Origin of the sequence: Salicibibacter cibarius, from assembly GCF_016495725.1 — a bacterium.
GTDB lineage: Bacteria > Bacillota > Bacilli > Bacillales > Marinococcaceae > Salicibibacter > Salicibibacter cibarius.
On record NZ_CP054705.1, the window covers coordinates 295,437 to 313,155 of the forward strand.

At 46.2% G+C, this 17,719-nt stretch carries 18 protein-coding genes; 10 read left to right on the forward strand and 8 right to left on the reverse strand.

Features of this window, described 5'->3' with window-relative positions; genetic code table 11:
- Positions 1–16: 16 nt before the first annotated feature.
- Positions 17–985: a sugar kinase gene (locus HUG15_RS01570; RefSeq protein ID WP_200126597.1), complete on the reverse strand. Its 969-nt coding sequence runs from the start codon at positions 983–985 to the stop codon at positions 17–19.
- A 199-nt stretch (positions 986–1,184) separates the two neighbouring features.
- On the opposite strand from HUG15_RS01570, the gene HUG15_RS01575 reads away from it, so the two are divergent.
- Positions 1,185–1,574, forward strand: coding sequence for a hypothetical protein (locus HUG15_RS01575; RefSeq protein ID WP_200126600.1), 390 nt, complete (start codon positions 1,185–1,187; stop codon positions 1,572–1,574).
- On the opposite strand, the gene HUG15_RS01580 is transcribed toward HUG15_RS01575, so the two are convergent.
- Positions 1,571–2,521 carry a cyclodeaminase gene (locus HUG15_RS01580; protein WP_246516456.1) on the reverse strand — a complete coding sequence of 317 codons (951 nt, stop codon included), beginning with the start codon at positions 2,519–2,521 and terminating at the stop codon, positions 1,571–1,573. The two genes, HUG15_RS01575 and HUG15_RS01580, sit on opposite strands and share 4 nt — an antisense overlap.
- Positions 2,522–2,621: 100 nt before the next feature.
- Between HUG15_RS01580 and eutB the strand changes: the two genes are divergently transcribed.
- Complete coding sequence (gene eutB, locus HUG15_RS01585) at positions 2,622–3,581, forward strand: hydroxyectoine utilization dehydratase EutB (RefSeq protein ID WP_246516457.1); 960 nt, start codon at positions 2,622–2,624, stop codon at positions 3,579–3,581.
- A gap of 623 nt (positions 3,582–4,204) precedes the next feature.
- Complete coding sequence (locus HUG15_RS01590; protein WP_200126604.1) at positions 4,205–4,996, forward strand: YihY/virulence factor BrkB family protein; 792 nt, start codon at positions 4,205–4,207, stop codon at positions 4,994–4,996.
- Positions 4,997–5,203: 207 nt separating this feature from the next.
- Here the strand turns inward: HUG15_RS01590 and HUG15_RS01595 are convergent, their stop codons facing one another.
- Both HUG15_RS01595 and HUG15_RS01600 read right to left on the reverse strand, forming a co-directional pair.
- On the reverse strand, positions 5,204–5,734 hold the full coding sequence (locus HUG15_RS01595; RefSeq protein WP_211202320.1) for a hypothetical protein: 531 nt from the start codon (positions 5,732–5,734) through the stop codon (positions 5,204–5,206).
- A 201-nt stretch (positions 5,735–5,935) separates the two neighbouring features.
- On the reverse strand, positions 5,936–6,085 hold the full coding sequence (locus tag HUG15_RS01600) for a hypothetical protein (RefSeq protein WP_200126608.1): 150 nt from the start codon (positions 6,083–6,085) through the stop codon (positions 5,936–5,938).
- 110 nt (positions 6,086–6,195) lie between these two features.
- Between HUG15_RS01600 and kynU the strand changes: the two genes are divergently transcribed.
- The 5 genes from kynU to HUG15_RS01625 all read left to right on the forward strand — a co-directional run bounded on the left by kynU (position 6,196) and on the right by HUG15_RS01625 (position 11,331).
- On the forward strand, positions 6,196–7,467 hold the full coding sequence (kynU, locus tag HUG15_RS01605; protein WP_200126610.1) for a kynureninase: 1,272 nt from the start codon (positions 6,196–6,198) through the stop codon (positions 7,465–7,467).
- Position 7,468: 1 nt separating this feature from the next.
- Entirely contained in the window at positions 7,469–8,143 is a 675-nt protein-coding gene (gene kynB / locus HUG15_RS01610) for an arylformamidase (RefSeq protein ID WP_200126611.1), read from the forward strand.
- Entirely contained in the window at positions 8,106–8,957 is an 852-nt protein-coding gene (kynA, locus tag HUG15_RS01615; protein WP_200126613.1) for a tryptophan 2,3-dioxygenase, read from the forward strand. Before kynB ends, kynA begins: the two co-directional genes overlap by 38 nt.
- A 97-nt stretch (positions 8,958–9,054) precedes the next feature.
- Positions 9,055–10,503, forward strand: a complete 1,449-nt coding sequence (locus HUG15_RS01620) for an MDR family MFS transporter (protein WP_200126615.1) — start codon at positions 9,055–9,057, stop codon at positions 10,501–10,503.
- Between the two features lie 93 nt (positions 10,504–10,596).
- Positions 10,597–11,331 carry a hypothetical protein gene (locus HUG15_RS01625; RefSeq protein WP_200126617.1) on the forward strand — a complete coding sequence of 245 codons (735 nt, stop codon included), beginning with the start codon at positions 10,597–10,599 and terminating at the stop codon, positions 11,329–11,331.
- A 229-nt stretch (positions 11,332–11,560) separates the two neighbouring features.
- Here HUG15_RS01625 and HUG15_RS01630 read toward each other — a convergent pair whose 3' ends face one another.
- The 4 genes from HUG15_RS01630 to HUG15_RS01645 all read right to left on the reverse strand — a co-directional run bounded on the left by HUG15_RS01630 (position 11,561) and on the right by HUG15_RS01645 (position 13,551).
- Positions 11,561–12,268, reverse strand: a complete 708-nt coding sequence (locus tag HUG15_RS01630) for an MOSC domain-containing protein (protein WP_343073143.1) — start codon at positions 12,266–12,268, stop codon at positions 11,561–11,563.
- Positions 12,269–12,504: 236 nt separating this feature from the next.
- Entirely contained in the window at positions 12,505–12,915 is a 411-nt protein-coding gene (spx, locus tag HUG15_RS01635) for a transcriptional regulator Spx (protein WP_200126621.1), read from the reverse strand.
- A gap of 24 nt (positions 12,916–12,939) precedes the next feature.
- Complete coding sequence (locus HUG15_RS01640; RefSeq protein WP_200126623.1) at positions 12,940–13,095, reverse strand: hypothetical protein; 156 nt, start codon at positions 13,093–13,095, stop codon at positions 12,940–12,942.
- Between the two features lie 18 nt (positions 13,096–13,113).
- A complete protein-coding gene (locus HUG15_RS01645; RefSeq protein WP_200126625.1) occupies positions 13,114–13,551 on the reverse strand; it encodes a MarR family winged helix-turn-helix transcriptional regulator in 438 nt (145 codons plus the stop codon).
- Positions 13,552–13,942: 391 nt separating this feature from the next.
- Here HUG15_RS01645 and HUG15_RS01650 point away from each other — a divergent pair, with 391 nt between their 5' ends.
- Together HUG15_RS01650 and HUG15_RS01655 are read left to right on the forward strand one after the other, a co-directional pair.
- Complete coding sequence (locus tag HUG15_RS01650; RefSeq protein WP_200126627.1) at positions 13,943–14,392, forward strand: MarR family winged helix-turn-helix transcriptional regulator; 450 nt, start codon at positions 13,943–13,945, stop codon at positions 14,390–14,392.
- A gap of 28 nt (positions 14,393–14,420) precedes the next feature.
- Complete coding sequence (locus HUG15_RS01655) at positions 14,421–17,699, forward strand: efflux RND transporter permease subunit (RefSeq protein WP_200126629.1); 3,279 nt, start codon at positions 14,421–14,423, stop codon at positions 17,697–17,699.
- Positions 17,700–17,719: the final 20 nt, after the last annotated feature.

Genomic DNA, 17,719 nt, shown 5'->3' on the forward strand with positions numbered 1-17,719 from the left:
AAAGAATGCTCCTTTTTTAGCGACTTACATCGGTCGTTGTTTTTCCTGTAAATGCTTCTACTTCCGCGCGCGTCGGCAATCCTTCAATGTCCCCGGGGGAACTGACGACGAGCGCGCCGACGGCTGATCCCAATCGAACCGCTTCTTCAAGGGATTCACCTTCCAGCAAACCGGCGATCACCCCTGCGGCAAAACCGTCGCCGGCACCGATCGGATCAACCACTTCCTCCACCTTGTAGCTGGGAACGCTCCCTTCTTTTCGATATCGGTCCGCATAGTACGAGTGGCTGGCGCCATTTTTGATAATGATGTCTTTAGCTCCGTCTTTCCACGCCCGTGCCGCGATTGTTTGCTCATCGCGGGTGCCGTACACCCATTCCGCTTCATCAATGCCGGGTAAAAAGAGGTCAGATTTGGCGGCAAGCGACCGGATTCGTTCTTTTGCTTGCTCCTCGCCATACCATTGCATGATTTTAAAACGCAAATTCGGGTCAAAAGAAACCATCAAACCGTTTTCTCGGGCACGATCAATGGCCCGGTCCACCGTTTCGTCGCATGTCTCACTCAGGAACGGCGTAATACCGGTGATATGTAGGATCTTACCTTCCGAAAACACAGCTTCGTGAAGGTCGTCCGGCGATAATTTGCTCGCCGCTGACCCTGCGCGATAATAATGAACGTGGTTTTGATTCGGCCGTCTTTTTTCTTTAAAATACAATCCTGTCGGCGCTTCCGCATCGGTCGTCACAAAGGAAGTGTCTACTCCTTCGCCGCGGATGGCGTGCAGTAAGTACTCGCCAAGTTCGTCTTCGCCGATTTTACTGATCCAAGCCACAGCATGCCCCAATTTCGTCATCCCGATCGCGAAATTGGACTCCGCTCCGCCGAAGCGTTTTTGAAAATAACTCGTATATTTCATCGGCCCTATATCGGTCGCTTCCAATACAACCATTGTTTCTCCGAGCGTAATGACTTCCGTTTCCATTTTGTCCTCCTGTGTATGTAAGATGTATCCATTGTCCCGATCAGTGGGGATGAAAAACACCCTGCTGATGGAAGTTTCCTTTTATCTTATCATAAAACAATGTTTATGTGTTCATGAGACTGTCGAAGTCAAGCGTCCGTCGGTCGTGACCAATTGCCTGCGCTATGATAGGATTTTGGCAGAGAGAGGAGAGATTAGCATGAATCGATATACGAAACGTTTGCTCGTATTCGCTGCCATCTTCGGATTGATCGGAGTGGGGTTAGGCGGACATATGGCAGGCGCCGGGTCGCCGACATTACGACCCGTGCACGCCCACGCCCTCGTCGTCGGCTGGCTATCCCTTTTCAGTTGGAGCATCTATTACCAACTTTTTTCTGTATCAAGAAGATTGGCGAGTGCCCAGACGTGGACAGGGATCATTGGGACGGTCTTTTTGGTGATCGGCATGTGGATTCATCTCGCGGGAGCGCTGGAAGCCTTGCCGTATGCCGTGACACTGATTATTTATATTGGTGGCGGAACCGTTTTGATCGCCAGTTACATTTTATTTTTCATTATCGTTCTTAAACAGAAGGTGATTGATTAGGCCTGGATTCGTTCCAAAGCATAATTGGCAATGGCTGTGTCTTGCACGCCCGTGCCGGTCAAATCCGCTACGGTCACTTGTTGATCTTTCGTGCGACCGGTCGCGTCACCGCTTAAGATTTTTCCGAGTTCCGTCACGTCGTCTTCTTTTATGATGTTTTTCGCGTGCTGGAGCTCTCCGATGGAAAACACTTGTGACGTCACGTCACCGACAATGACATCCGCTTTTGAAAAAATAGCCGGGTCCAATTCTTGCTTTTGTTCAGCGTCGGATCCCATGGCGGTGATATGCAAGCCATCGTGAAGCCATTCCGGTTTAATCAATGGTTCTTTGGCAGGCGTCGTCGTCACCACGAGGTCATTGCCGCGCACGACTTCTTCGGGGCTTTCCGCCAAGCGCACGGTAAGGCCGTGTTTTTCTTCCATTTCTTTTTGGTATTTTTTTACGTTTTCAGCTGTGCGTCCATAGACGTGCACTTCGTGAAAAGAACGCACGAGTTTGAGCGCCTCGACTTGCAAACGCGCTTGCACGCCCGTCCCGATCACACCAACGCTCGATATCTCTTTTACGGCAAGTTGATCTGAGGCAACCGCGCCGGCGAGCGCTGTGCGTACATCAGTCAGGTAACCGTTATCTTGGAGCAGCGCCCGAGGGGTGCCCGTTTCCGAATCCATGGCGAGCATAAGGCCGCCGAGGCTGGGTAATCCTTTTTTTGGATTGTCAAAAAAACCGGCGGATACTTTTATGGCAAAGGTATCGAAACCGGGGATGTAAGCCGTTTTGATATCGGCTTCTCCGTTGTGCTCTGGGATGTTGACGTGGATGACCGGCGGTTGTGAAACTCCTCCTTCGTAGAGACGCCGAAAGGCGTTTTCAATTTGCAATAAAGCGTCTTTTGAAAGAGAGACATTTTGACGGATTGTTTCTTCTTCATGGATATCCATCATCGATCACACTCCTTTTTTAATTCTATTTCCTTTTTCGGGGTTCATTAATCCGCATTTTACGGGTAGAGTCAGATATATATGATAAAAAGGAGGATCCATGATGCGTTCTGTTTGGAAGGCACGAAAGCGACTGCACGAACATTTAGATAAAACCCCGCTTATCAAGAGCCATGCACTCTCGGAAAAAAGCGGTGTGCCGGTTTATTTGAAGCTGGAAACGATGCAACCGAGCCGTTCGTTTAAGCTCAGGGGGGCGTTTAATTTTTTATCTGTTTTAAATAAAGAGGAAAAAGAACGAGGCGTAAGCGCGTTTTCTACCGGTAACCACGGGTTGGCGGTTGCCTATGCGGCGAAGCAGATGAACATACGCGCGATGATTTTTGTATCGGAATCGGTAACGGAAACAAAAAAAGAAGCATTGCGAGGCAGTGGCGCAGAACTCGTCGTCATCGGAAAAAGCCAGGATGAAGCGGGAGCGGCTTGCCAAAAACAAAGCCGTACGAAAGGGTTGACGATTGTGCCGCCTTTCGATCATCCGGAGATCATTGCCGGGCAAGGGACGATCGGGCTTGAACTATTGGAAGATATTCCCGAAATGGAAGCCGTCGTGGCAGGTCTATCGGGCGGTGGATTATTGGCAGGGATCGGGGAGGCCGTAAAACACACCGACCCGGCCATCAATGTCACGGGCATCAGCGTTGAAAAGGGCGCGGCCATGGATGAGAGCATCAAAGTTGGGAAGCCGGTCGAGATCCCCGAACACCCCACTTATGCCGATAGTTTGCTCGGCGGCATCGGGCTTGATAATCAATACACGTTCTCCGCAATCCAAAAATACGTAGACACGCGCACGCGGTTGGCGGAAACCGACATTGCGAAGGGGATGGGTTTTCTGTTCGAGCACCACCATCTCGTTGTGGAAGGGGCAGCGGCCGTTGGCGTCGGTGCATTATTGAATGGCGCTATCCGCCCGAAAGGACCAACGGCAATCGTCGTGACCGGCGCGGGAATTGATGTGAAAAGCCATCAAGAGATTGTAGGGCCTTATTTGGGGGTGTGAGGTTAAACGCGTAGGTTAGCTGGGCATTTTGCAGAGACCACATCCGCGGTCCATGGCACCTCAGTTTGATGGATTCTTCCTTTGCGAGGTGTCATAGGCAGTTCATGGCACCTCCGATTGATGAATCCTCCCTTTACGAGGTGTCATAAGCGGCTCATGGCACCTCTATTTGTGGATTTTTCACTTTCCGGGGTGTCATGTGGGGACAGAAAAAAAGTAAGACAAGCCTTGAGGCGGCTTGCCTTACAATACGTCGATTGGTTCAAAGATTGAATCAATCGCCATATTCACCAGAAGGGAATGCTTCCCCTTCTCCCTATACAGTATTATACATGATTCGTTTTAATTATGCTGCTGAACGCTAAAAGGATTTTCAACCAAAGGGGAGATCGCATGCAGCAAGTAGCAGTCATCCACTAAGCGTCGGTGCTCATGTTTGAACCGCAGACGCTCGGGATACTTGGCAATCGATACGGCCCGCATTCCAATGCGGGTTTAAACATGTTGTTTTATAAAGGTGTTCAAGGGGTAATGTAACCTTATATTACACTGGATTTACCGGAGGGGGAGGTAACATTAACGTTCGCACATTTTCTATCCAAAAACCGAAAGCATTCATAACGATGCTCGTGAAAAAATTTATGGACGATGAGACGACGGGGCTTGCCGCGCAATTGGCGTATTATTTTTTATTGTCATTGTTTCCGTTGTTATTATTTATCCTTACATTGCTGCCTTATTTTTCATTGCCAGTGTCTCAGGTCGTTGAGTTTATTCAGACGTATGCTCCCGGAGAGACCGGAGAAATCATTGCAGATAATATTGTCTCCCTTCTAAGCGAAACGAGAGGCGGGTTACTTTCCGTCGGCCTTATCGGCACGCTTTGGACGGCATCCGGGGGCATTAATGCCTTTATTCGCGCGACGAATCGTGCCTATGAAGTCGAAGAAACGAGGTCTTTTCTTACCGTGAGGCTTTTGTCGATGACCTTAACTTTTTCCATGGTTTTTGTTGTCGCTATTACTTTGTTTTTACCTGTGTTCGGACAAGCGCTTATGAATGTTATTCAGTCATTTATTCCGATTGCCGATCACCTGGAACTTCTTTTCCAAGTTTTAAGATGGGTCTTCGCTGTCGGCATTATGGTATTCGTCCTTATGGTGTTGTATCTTGCCGCGCCCAATGCTGCTTTTAAGCTGCGAGAAGTTTTTTGGGGCGCATTGTTTGCAACCGTCGTATGGCAATTAATTTCCGTTGGTTTTTCTTATTACGTATCCAACTTCGGGAATTATGAAGCGACGTATGGTGCGATCGGAGGCATCATCGTGCTTATGATCTGGTTTTATTTAACGGGCATCATTCTCATTGTCGGCGGCCAACTCAATGCGATGCTCTATAAGTGGAAAAAATCATAAGTTTTGGCGCGGTAAGTGGATGAATGAATGTAAAAAGAGGATGCTCGTTCCTGTGTCATTAGCTCATTCCGCAGTTCTAATCTCCATTTGAACAACGGAGTTGCATATGTCTGTATGGAGGACATTTATCACCAACGGGGAGTTTATCGACGCGATCCGGGGGACCGACCGCCTCTTGCACGCGGTTGCTCCCCCGGGTCGGTGGTCTTAATTGACGCTTTCCGGTTCGGCCGATTGCAGTTGGTCCTCTAACCTTTGTAATTTGCCTTCGAATCCTTCTTCCGAGCCGTCCCGTAATTGATGACTGATGGCTAATTTGCATGTATTGATCGCTTTTTGAATATCGCCGTTTGTTTCATGGATAATGATTAACCGTTTAAAGGATGGCATGAGCGGGAGTTTTTCAGGATCACGATCACCATTAAGGTTTTCTTCGATATACTTTTCGATAAATTCAGGGAAAATTTCAATATCCCTGCCACAATATTCTTTGCAAAGTCGTGGAGCGTGCGCCCATTTATTCCTTTGTCTGTAATACAAATGGATGAATTGATTGTAAATAAAATGCATCTCGATAACGTTTTCTGCATTTGTTTCGGCGTGGGATAACATTTTTTCTTTTTCAAAAGGGTCTTCGATATGTATTGCCTCGGCCCATGTTGATGTTTTTTCCGGATCTTCGGGAGAAGAAAGCTTGTTATCGGCCGATTTTGTTTTAAAAAAAGAAAACACTCCCATGGCAAGCCCCCCTATAGACATAAGTATACCCATTGTTATGCGCATTGTCCAAGTTTAATTCGAACGATTCCTTTTTTGGAAAACTTGGCTTTTCGTCAAGCTTTTATGGCGAAAGCCTGTCGCCAACTTATGCAGGTAATAGCACTTTCTTACCTGCCGAAAAGAAGCTCCGAATCCTCGAAGCTTCCCCTTTTACATCTTTTAACCTTCGCCTTTTGGCTCCGAGGTTGACTGGCTCGTTTGTTGAGCATTCTTTTGATCTTGTTGTAGCTGTTCTTGCTCTTGATCGACTCTTTCCTGTTCGATAAGGTCTTTTTCCAACAGTTTTTTAGCTTCTGTAAATACGATCAATCGTGTCACTCCTTTCTTTCACACGTGTCCCTATTGTGTCCGGGATTGATTGTTGTAAACATATAAAGGCACCCTTCATGTTATGATTGGTACGAGGAGGAGATGCCTTGATGGACAAATCCTATGCAAAAGCGCAGGAATACGATCGATGCGATACGTTGAGCGGATTTCGCGATGAATTTTACATCGATGATGAAAAGATTTATTTTGACGGAAATTCATTGGGGATATTATCCAAGCGAGCGGAAAAAACAGCGTTGGATGCATTGAAAAGTTGGAAACAATACGGCATTGACGGATGGACCGAAGGGGAAGAGCCCTGGTTTTATTTATCGGAAAGGTTGGGAACGAAAACAGCTTCGCTCATCGGAGCCCGGGCAAGTGAAGTGGTTGCCACCGGGTCGACGACGGTAAATCTTCACCAACTCGTTTCCACGTTTTATCAACCGAAAGGGTCGAAAACGAAAATTCTAGCTGACGAATTAGCGTTTCCTACTGATATTTATGCGTTGCAAAGCCAATTAAAGCTCAAAGGGTATGACCCGGAGGAACACCTTGTCTTCGTGAATAGCCGGGACGGAAAAACGTTTGACGAGGAAGATATGATTGAAAAGATGACCGAGGACGTTGCGTTGATTGTTTTGCCGTCGGTTTTATACCGAAGTGGACAGATTCTTCCGATGAAACGCCTGACCAAAGCAGCGCACGATCGAAACATCGCGATTGGATTTGACTTGTGCCACTCGATCGGTGTTTTTCCCCATCATTTACATGATTGGGGCGTCGACTTTGCCGTTTGGTGCAATTATAAATATTTGAACGCCGGCCCGGGTGCCGTAGGAGGATTGTATGTCCATCATAAGCACATGGCTCAAACGCCCGGTTTGACCGGTTGGTTTGGTTCGCGAAAAGACAAACAGTTTGATATGGAGCATGACATGACGCCGGCGGACGATGCGGGAGCATACCAATTGGGAACGCCGCATATATTGAGTGCTGCCCCATTAATCGGTTCATTGGAATTGTTTGAGGAAGCGGGACTGGAACAACTGCGAAAAAAATCCCTTGCGCTCACCCGCTACATGATGGAATTGGCGGAAAGCAAACTGGAAGGAATGGGGTTTTCGATTGCCAATCCTCGGGAAGATGAACAGCGCGGCGGACACGTTTATCTTGAGCACCGCGAGGCAGCACGGATTTGCAAAGCATTAAAGGCGAAAGGGATCATTCCCGATTTCCGCGCCCCGAAAGGCATCCGCTTAGCCCCCGTTCCGTTTTATAATACCTTCACGGAGGTTTGGCGCGTGATCGATCGCTTACAAATGATCATGGAAAAGGAAACGTACAAGAAGTATAAAAATCAGCGAGGGGTGGTGGCATAAAGTGGGTGAGGAAGCAACGTGGATCGATATCTCCCAACCGTTGGATCACACAATCGCCACTTGGCCGAACGACACGCCGTTTTCCTATGAACGAGCGGTAACGAAAAAGAGAAGTGGATCGGTGAATATCGGAAAAATAACGATGAGCTTGCATACCGGCACGCATGTCGATGCTCCGGTTCATTTTGATAACGGCGGTCGCGGCATTCTTGATTTGGATATTAATGTGTTTATAGGCAAGGCTCGTTTAATAGATGTCACGCATTGCAAACAACATATCGATACACAAGCATTTGCAGCGGCGGATACAGAAACGCTCCCTCCGCGCGTGCTATTGCGAACATCGCTTTCGAATGAGCGGGAACGGTTTCCGGCGTGTATTCCATCGATCGATGCAACCATTGCGCCATTTTTAAAAGAAAAAGGCGTTCGTTTAATCGGTGTAGACGTCCCTTCAGTCGACCCGTTGGACAGTAAAACATTACCGGCTCATCACGCCCTTTTTGAGCATGGGATTCACATTTTGGAAAATGTGATGCTCGATGGGTTAGCCCCCGGAGACTATGAATTCGTCGCTATGCCATTGCCTTTGGCAGATGCAGATGGGAGCCCGGTACGGGCGGCAGTGAGGCCATTATATGGAAAGGAAGAGCATGATGCCGGAAAAGAATCATAATGAGGATGATATTCATCTCGATTTTCGGGAGCAAATGACTTACGGCGATTATTTAGATCTTGAACGGCTCTTATCGAGTCAACATCGATTGTCGGGACATCATGATGAAATGTTGTTTATTTTGATTCACCAAGTCCAAGAACTTTGGATGAAATTGATCTTGCATGAGCTTCATGCTTCCGTAGAGGCCATTAAAAAAGAAGAGCTATCGGCAAGCTTTAAAATGTTGGCTCGTGTATCATCCATCGAATCGCAAATGGTAAGGGCTTGGGATGTCCTTTCCACATTAACCCCTTCGGAATATATGGAATTCCGTGAGCATCTCGGAAAGGCTTCCGGTTTCCAGTCGTACCAGTACCGAATGATCGAGTTTGCCCTCGGATATAAGACTCGCCATGTGCTGGAGATTTATGAAAAAGATCCCGAGTTGCATAAGCGATTAAGCGAAGAACTGCACAAACCGGGATTATATGATGTGTCGATTCAAGCATTGGCAAAAGCAGGGTTTGACATCAATCCGGCCATATTAAATCGGGATGTGTCTGAAACGTATGAGGCTGCCCCATCCGTGGAAAAGGCTTGGCTGGATGTTTATCGTGATGTAGAGAACCATTGGCAGTTGTATGAATTGGCAGAAAAGTTGGTGGACGTGGAAGACCAATTGCAGCAATGGCGCTTTCGGCACATGAAAACCGTGGAACGCATTATTGGAAATAAAACCGGCACAGGCGGATCTTCCGGGGTTGGCTATCTTAAACACGTGCTCAACCATCAGTTTTTTCCTGAACTATGGAACGCGCGAACAAAAATTTGAACACGGGGGCTTTAGGAAGCTGATTCATCTTCATTGCTGAATCCCCAACAAAGGCGTATAATTGCCTATTAGTCTCTGAAAAATTGTGGTGGCCGATATGAATCAAAATCAAAATTACAATCGAGTATTGATCGCTGGGTTATTAATTGCCGGCTCTTTTATCGCGGTATTGAACCAGACGTTAATGATTACGGCTATCCCCCCGATCATGGAAGAAATGAATATTACCGCGAATACGGCCCAATGGTTAACCACCGTGTTTATGCTCGTCAATGGGATTATGATCCCGGTTTCCGCGTTTTTGATTGAAAAATTTACGACACGGCAACTTTTTTTGACGGCAATGGCTGTTTTCACGCTCGGGACATTGCTCGGCGGACTCGCGACCAATTTCCCTTCTTTGCTGACGGCACGTATTATTCAATCCGCTGGGGCAGGCGTTATGCTTCCGCTCATGCAAACGATTTTTCTCCTCATATTTCCGGTGGAGCGCCGCGGAACGGCTATGGGTTATATCGGCCTCGTTATTTCGTTTGCTCCGGCAATTGGGCCAACTATCTCCGGATGGGTGACATCCAATTTTGAGTGGCGTTTTTTATTTTGGGGCATCTTTCCATTAGCTATTATTATGATGATCGTGGCTTATTTTGTTATGAGGAATGTGACTGATCGTAAAAATCCGAGCGTTGACCCACTATCCATCATTTTGTCGACTTTCGGTTTCGGCGGATTGCTGTACGGTTTTACGAGTGCCGGCAATTACGGATGGGGAAGCCCGATTACGCTTGCCGTTTTGGCTGTTGGAACAGTGACCATCGTGATTTTTATACTTCGACAGCTTCGTATGGTGCATCCGATGCTGGAAATGCGCGTTTTTAAGCAACGTATATTTACCCTTTCGACAATCATTTGCGCGATTGGTTTTTTGGGACTGATTGGCTTGGAGACCATTATTCCTTTATACTTGCAAAACATGCGCGGATTTACGGCTATGGAAGCGGGGCTCGTACTATTGCCGGGTGCCTTGCTTTCTGGATTGATGGCGCCGATCACAGGCCGCATCTTCGATCGAATCGGCGCAAAATCACTCGCGATTCCCGGACTTATATTAATGACACTTTCGACGTTTGCCTTTCTTTTCGTAGATACAACCACCTCACTCACGTTTATAGCAGTGATGTTTACAATTCGAATGTTCGGTTTTTCCATGGTGATGATGCCGGTGAATACTGCCGGGTTGAATACTATGCCGCCAAAATTGATCCCGCATGGTGCCGCGGTAACCAATACGGTGCGACAAATGGCTGCCTCCATTGGAACGGCTGTGCTGGTGACGACAATGACAACGTCCGCGCAGGTGAGTGACGGAAGCCCAAATATTGCTCATCCGGAAATCTTCGGCGCGATCGTTTCCTTTGGATTGATGGGTCTTTTAACCGCCATCGCGTTACTGCTCGCTTTTCAATTGAAAAAAACATACCCTCCGACAGATGAAGAATGGGATGAGGAGTACATGGGAGATAAAAAACGCCGGAGGGCGGCTTGAAGGGATCGGGGAGAATCGTAAAATAGAGGGACGATGCCTTTTTAAGGATGGGTTAGTATCAAACATTTACTTGCATTGGTGGTCATATGTCTTATGGTTGGATGTGGGAATGAATCGTTTGACGAAGAAACGTTAACCGTTTCCGGGAAGAATGAAGTAAAAGAAGCATACGAAAACGGGGATCTTGAGGGAAACGTATTCGATTATGAAGCGCGCTTTTCCCAAAATGATTACGCCGGTGATATTCATGCAGAGAGCCAGACGGAATTTATAGAAGGTTCACGGGACAGCAATGTGTTAATTTCCGCCCCTCATACAACAACACATATACGCGAAGGGAAAGTCCTTGATGCAGAAATTTACACGGGAGCTACCGCACTGTTGATTCAAGCATTCACGGGGGCTCACGTCATTTACAATGTGCACGAGGGCGAGGATGCGAATTATGTTTTAGGCGGTGCTTATAAAGAAAAAATCGGTGATATTATTGAGGCGTACGAGATAGATCTCGTTATCGATGTACACGGGGCAGGAGAAAGCAGGGATTTCGACTTGGAAATAGGAACGGACTATGGGGAAACTGCCAGTGATGAACGGGTGGATCTTCTTAAATACATCCTTGAAAACAATGATATTCACAACATCAACAATAACGAGCACTTCCCTGCAAGCGCTGAAGGAACAGTCACTTATCAAAGCTGGCACCATTACCGGACGGAAGCGATGCAATTGGAAATTCATAGCGACTACAGGGATCCAAGGAATGACTTTGAATCTTATTTTGAAATGCTAAAATCCCTTGTCTATTTCGTCGATAATGCCGATTAAATAAACAATCCCGAACGTTGAGGTTATACGTTTTGCTTATAACTTTAGCGCGTTGGTGGCGTGTGCCAGAAAAATTCTTTCTATAACTTGATTTTGCCCCATTAGCGGTGGGAAGCGAATCCTAATGACACGAAAAACCTGATTTCATCCTTAAATTAAGATGGAATTTCTCTTTTTCCTGTCAAACCAAACACTAGGCTTCTCGAGAAATCATCGCGTAGGAGCGATCCTATGCTTTATTCGGCCCATATACCCGTTTTTCCGAGGAAGAAGATTGCCCTAGGATACGCTTATTTAATGTATGCTTCCAATTTGGAGCCAAAAGTTCGCATGACGCCAGCTTCTCGGCCAGTTGCAGATTATCTTTATAAATATACATCACATCATTGCACGCCTGTATCGTCCATTTCGGATACGGCCGTTCGATCAATTCAAAATGGACGCCTGCTCGTACATAACCCTCCTGTAAAACACGGTAATACCATCCGGTTCTGCCGCTGTTCTGAATCCTTAACGCTAGATCCATCGTTCGAAATCTTCTTGCCGGCTTCCAACAAGGGCGCCTTGGCTGGGACACTTGAAGCAATGCATCGCCAAATCTATATGTATCCCCGATACAGACGGATGATTCATCCATATCAAAGACGGCAAAATTCTCTCCCATGCCGCCGACATCAATGGCGTCCGTCTCTAAATCTTTTTTCCAATAGTCGTAATGCTTGATTGGATATGAAAAAATGGCTTTTTCCGGTCCGCCATGAGTTTTTTTATCGGCGACTTCATCCCCGATAAGGCCGGTTTCGCTCGCCCAAATAGGCTCTTCCGTTTCCGACTTGAAAATGGCGCTTTCCCACGGCTTGTCCATTGGATTTGTGGCATTTGGGTCGCCTAATTGCTTTATTTTTCCGGAAAATAATTGCCGCACATAAGCTTCCATCATTATATCACCTATATTTTGGGGAATTTTACTGTATACTCATCCTCGTGATGAGTATACCATAACACTCCGTATGCACCTTCAATGCGCCAGTGGCGTGTTTCAAAAATCCTTCCCTATAGGTCATCAGTCGCCATGAAGCGTTTATGAAGCCCGAAACCCGGAGAAGTGAATCAATCATTCGCCTAAGATGTATTTTTGTTCCTCTCGCGGCAGCTCCATCCCCGTTTGAGGGATTACTTTGTATTTCCGAGTAATTCCTTCATTCGCGCTTCCTGTAAACGATAGGAACGAATTTGCCTCGGTAAGAATCGGCGCATGTCCTCTTCCTGATACCCGACTTGAAGCCGTTTATGATCAAAAATGATCGGTTTTCGCAATAGCCCCGGATGTTGACTGACCAATTGAAAAAAATGATGCAAAGACATTTCATCAACATCAACGTTTAAATCCTGAAAGGCTTTGGAACGTTTGGATATAATCTCATCCGTCCCGTTTTCCGTCATGTGCATAATGAACTTCACTTCTTCAACGGAAAGGGGCTCCGCAAAAATATTTCTTTCATTAAAAGGGATATGATGTTTTTCCAACCAGCTTCTCGCTAGTCGGCAAGACGTAGAGCCCGTTGATGTCAGTAACTGGACCAATGAAACCCTCTCCTTTCTCATTTGTTAAATCGCATTAAACGTTCCCGTCATGGGGAGACTCATCGTAAATACCATTGCGGTGATGATGATGCAGTAGAGCATTTTGGGCCATTCACGTTTATGGAAAAAATAAACAGAAAAACCTATAAAGATGAACAATATCGTTAGGGCAATCTCCATCTCCTCATCCTCCTGCCATCAAGATTGTAATTGTTTCAAGAGGTGATCATGAGCGCTTATCAGATGATTCAAATCCTCGGAGGTATAATCATTTAATTGAGTCGATAACCGATGCATGATTTGCCTGTAAGCTTCTTTTTGTTTCCGTTCACCTTCTTCAGTCAGACGCAACGTCAGTAAACGCCGATCCGATTGTGCATGTTCTCTGATCACATAGTTCGCCTTTACAAGACGATCAACGATCCCACTCATTGTACTATTGCTGGAATGCATCTCTTCGGCGATGTCACCAAGGGTACTATTCGGGTTCCTGGATAATCCTGCGAGGACTAACGTTTGCATGATGGTGATGTCGAGCTTATCCGCTTCCTCCTTCATGATTTGATAGAGCCTTTGGCTAATTTCGCGAAAAGAATCCAGCATTCGGCGAATGCTCACATATTCATCTTGATCCATTTTGACGTCCCCCCTTCATTACTTCTTATTCTAATCATTCGTATACGAAATGTTTATATATAAATTATATATACAGCCCAAAGTACGTGTCAACGAATCGAGTATAATGTCACATAGCCGTAAAAAATTTTTTCTTATCCGTAGATCGATAGAAATTGGAAGGATGCACAGACAGGAACAGGAGGTGCACATAATTAGGATACGAATTGTATGTATGGTTCGCGCGGACACACTAAATTAATCAAGTTCATAAACCTTTCACAAACTTAATGATTTAAACATTGATATTCGTGAATAAACCTGATAAAGTCCAAACAGTTATTAATTGTTTTGTTACTTATAATTTAAATAACTAAACAGTGTATAAAATTAATACTGGAGGGAGAGTAGGATGCATGAGCATCAAATCATTTTTCAGGATATCGTAGAAATGATGAAAAGCATTGAGCGAAGCCTGATTCGGCAACAGCAACTTCCGACCTTCGATGTCATCAGTTTGACGAAAAGGCAAGAATCGATTTTGCTGTATATTTTCTCTGCCGAGAACGTAACGATGTCCGATATCGCTTCTTATTTTGACATTTCTAGAAGCGCCGTCAGTCAAACCTTAAATAAACTGGAAGAGCAAGATATTATCGTTCGTTCGATCAATAAGGAAAATCGTAGGGAATTAAACCTTTCTCTGGGAGAAAACGGGAAAAAGCTTCATCAGGAATATAAAAGAATCGAAGAAATGATTGTTCAGGACTACTTTTCTAAAATAAAAATTGAAGATTTGCGGCAAGTTCGAGATATTATTCGTGAGCTTCAAGGCATGATTGTTAAAGAAGAAACTCAATAAAGTCCCTATGGAGAAACGGAGGCAAAACGTGAAAATATCCAATTTCTCAATCCGAAAACCAAAATTTACGATTGTGATCATGCTCTTGTTCTTAATTGTCGGCATGGTTTCCCTAACTCGTTTACCACTTGATCTTTTTCCGGATGTTGAGACTCCTGTGGCCGCGGTGGCGACAAGTTACGAGGGGGCCGGTCCGGAAGAAGTCCTCAGTGATGTGACCGAAGAGCTTGAAGGGGAATTGTCCGCTACTTCCGGTTTGGAGGATATGACGTCCCAATCGGCTGAAGGCTCCTCGATTATCATTTTGGAATTCAGCCAGGACACGTCGATTGATGATGTTGAAACGGATATTGTATCGACGATTACACAGGCAGATCTTCCGGATGATGCCGGTCAACCGTCGTTCATCCAATTTGACCCTTCCATGCTCCCGAGCATGCAGCTAGCCGTCTCCGCCAACGGTGATGAGGTCAGCGATTTTCAAGACGACGCACTCGACTTGCAACAGGAGTTGTCCCGGGTAGATGGTGTTGCAGACATCAACGAAGCCGGTTCCCTCACTGAATTATATGAAGTTGCGCTCAATCAGGACGACTTAAATGATGCCAATTTGCAACAAAGCGATGTTGTTGACATGATCCAGGGGCATGATGTTGCCGTTCCCGGTGGCGTTATTGAAGATGAAGACCGTAATATTACGACGCGTGTATTAAGTGAGCTGACGGACCAGGAAGACCTGGAAGAGCTCGTTGTCTCCATAGACCCTGAAACCGGGGACGACATCACGCTCGATGATGTTGCCGATATTTCTTTTACAACGGACGATGAGGATGCCATTACTCGAGTGAACCAGGATTCCGCCATGCAGTTTAGTGTGATGCAAGAGTCCGATGCAAATACGACCCAATTGGAACAAGCATTCAACGATGAACTGTCGACGTTGCTGCAAGAGGATGCTTATGAAGATTTATCGGTCGTTACGCTTTACAGTGAAGGAGAATTTATTCAAGACGCCGTGGACAATGTTGCCGTCATGTTAGTCTCAGGCGGGATCCTGGCGATGCTTGTCCTTTTTGCCTTCTTACGCAATTTAAAAACACCCTTTATCATAGGGATTTCCATGCCGTTTTCCCTTATTGTCACCTTTGCCCTCTTTTATTTTGCGGACATGAGTTTAAATATGTTGACGCTCGGAGGACTCGCGCTCGGGATCGGGATGTTGTTAGACAACTCCATTGTCGTGATCGAGAATATTTATCGCCATCTATCGATGCGAAAATCGCCGAAACAGGCAGCCTATGAAGGAACGAAAGAAGTGGGGACAGCTATTACCGCATCAACGCTGACGACGATCGCGGTTTTCCTCCCGGTTGTTTTTATTACAGGGTTGGTCGGAGATTTATTTACTCCGCTGGCTTTAGCTGTGTCCTTTAGTATCCTTGCTTCCTTGTTTGTCGCGCTTACCATCGTACCGATGATTGCCAGTCGAGTGTTACGCACGCCATCGGAAAACACGGAAGCAGAGCGCCAAAGTAACTCTCGCCTGATCGGCTTTGTAGAAAAGGGAGCCAAATGGGCACTTAGGCGTCGATTCGTAGTTGTTACTATCACATTACTCCTGTTTGCCACTGGTGTATACGGACTGACAACTGCCGGGCTGGAATTCATGCCTGATGCGGATGAAGGCTCATTTATGGTCGAGGTCGAACATGATTTTGGCACACAACTGGACGAAACGGAAGAAACCGTTGCAGACATTGAAGAAGAAATTGACGATCACCCTGAAATCGAGAATTACTTGAGTACGATCGGGTCCAGTGCCATGGATGAAGGCTTAAATGAAGAAAGCCATATTGCCGAGATAATGATTAATTTGGTCCCGGTAAATGACCGGGATATGGATACAATGGAACTCTCGGAAATGGTTGAAAGTGATCTTGAAAACATCGATACAGATGCTGAAATAGACGTTAACGTGATGTCTCAGGCAGCGATGGGAGATCCGAACACTTTTGTCTTCTCGATTAATGATCCTGATCAGGAGCGTCTGGAAGAAACTGCGGAAGATCTGGTTGATGAACTGGAAGAGGAAACCGAAATTAACCAGGTCGATACGAGCTTGGAGGAAACAGCACCGGAGCTGCAGGTGTTCATCGACGATGAAGCTGCCAGAGAGGAAGGGCTTGTTCCGGCTCAAATCGCCGAAAGTGTAAATGAACAAACAATGGGTGTAACAGCGACGACCATCCAATCAAATGATACGGACCTACACGAAGTAAACGTTCGTGGAGAGGACGAAATCACGGAAAGCGTCGAGAACTTTGAATCGCTTACGATCCAAAACGAAGATGGCGACAACATTGCGCTATCAGATGTAGCCGATATCGAAGAAGGAGAATCACCCGCGACCATCGAGCGTGCCGATGGGATTCCTTCGGTTGAATTTGATGTCGTCTTTGGCAGTGGATATAATTTGGGGGATATAACTCCGCTTGTCGAGGACGTTGTAGCCGATTATGAGCTTGATGACGACGCCGAGTATGTCGTAGGCGGAGACCAGGAAATGTTGGATGACGCGATTGGAAGTATGGTGCTTGCCTTCGTGCTCGGGGTTATCTTTATATACCTCGTGATGGTCGCCCAGTTTGAATCCTTTAAGTATCCGTTTGTGATCATGTTTACGGTTCCGTTCTTTGTTGTCGGCGTTATGCTGGCACTCACAATCACGCAAACCCCTGTTAGCATTGTCGCTTTGATAGGGATACTTGTCCTTACCGGGATCGTCATAAACAATGCTATCGTGCTTGTCGATTATGCCAATCAGAGAAAAGCACAGGGAATGAGAGCCTATGATGCCTTGGTTACCGCTGTTAGAGACCGTGCCCGTCCAATTTTAATTATGGCCATCAGTACGATTTTAGCAGTAACCCCACTTTCCTTGGGTATCGGTGAAGGCGCGGAAATTCAACAACCGATGGCAATCGTTATCATCGGCGGTTTAATCAGCAGTACCTTCTTAACGCTCTTTGTTATCCCGGTGATCTACAGCTTTGTGGACCCTGAAATTCGCAATATGAACAAGAAGTATATGACACCTGAAGGAGACATCGTCTACGCTAGAGATTTACCTCCAAAGGGGGATGAGAACGAGAGAGAAGAAACCGGTGAAGACGGAAAAGAACAAGGAGAAGACATTACCGAATCATCGAGAGAACAATCCGACGATGAACGGGAAAAAGACCTATCCGATAATGATGTTATGGATGCATTAGAGGAAATCCTTCGCCGCAGAAAACGAGATAAATAATTGTCATGAAAAACGGTCCC

Excerpts from the sequence above, each read along its gene's own strand:
- HUG15_RS01650 (WP_200126627.1), top strand. The coding sequence starts at position 13,943 with ATGCATGAGCATCAAATCATTTTTCAGGATATCGTAGAAATGATGAAA.
- HUG15_RS01580 (WP_246516456.1), bottom strand. The coding sequence starts at position 2,521 with ATGATGGATATCCATGAAGAAGAAACAATCCGTCAAAATGTCTCTCTT.
- HUG15_RS01590 (WP_200126604.1), top strand. The coding sequence starts at position 4,205 with ATGCTCGTGAAAAAATTTATGGACGATGAGACGACGGGGCTTGCCGCG.
- kynA (WP_200126613.1), top strand. The coding sequence starts at position 8,106 with ATGGAAAGGAAGAGCATGATGCCGGAAAAGAATCATAATGAGGATGAT.
- HUG15_RS01640 (WP_200126623.1), bottom strand. The coding sequence starts at position 13,095 with ATGGAGATTGCCCTAACGATATTGTTCATCTTTATAGGTTTTTCTGTT.
- HUG15_RS01620 (WP_200126615.1), top strand. The coding sequence starts at position 9,055 with ATGAATCAAAATCAAAATTACAATCGAGTATTGATCGCTGGGTTATTA.
- HUG15_RS01645 (WP_200126625.1), bottom strand. The coding sequence starts at position 13,551 with ATGGATCAAGATGAATATGTGAGCATTCGCCGAATGCTGGATTCTTTT.
- eutB (WP_246516457.1), top strand. The coding sequence starts at position 2,622 with ATGCGTTCTGTTTGGAAGGCACGAAAGCGACTGCACGAACATTTAGAT.
- HUG15_RS01595 (WP_211202320.1), bottom strand. The coding sequence starts at position 5,734 with ATGGGAGTGTTTTCTTTTTTTAAAACAAAATCGGCCGATAACAAGCTT.
- HUG15_RS01625 (WP_200126617.1), top strand. The coding sequence starts at position 10,597 with ATGGTTGGATGTGGGAATGAATCGTTTGACGAAGAAACGTTAACCGTT.
- HUG15_RS01630 (WP_343073143.1), bottom strand. The coding sequence starts at position 12,268 with ATGGAAGCTTATGTGCGGCAATTATTTTCCGGAAAAATAAAGCAATTA.
- HUG15_RS01570 (WP_200126597.1), bottom strand. The coding sequence starts at position 985 with ATGGAAACGGAAGTCATTACGCTCGGAGAAACAATGGTTGTATTGGAA.
- HUG15_RS01575 (WP_200126600.1), top strand. The coding sequence starts at position 1,185 with ATGAATCGATATACGAAACGTTTGCTCGTATTCGCTGCCATCTTCGGA.
- kynU (WP_200126610.1), top strand. The coding sequence starts at position 6,196 with ATGGACAAATCCTATGCAAAAGCGCAGGAATACGATCGATGCGATACG.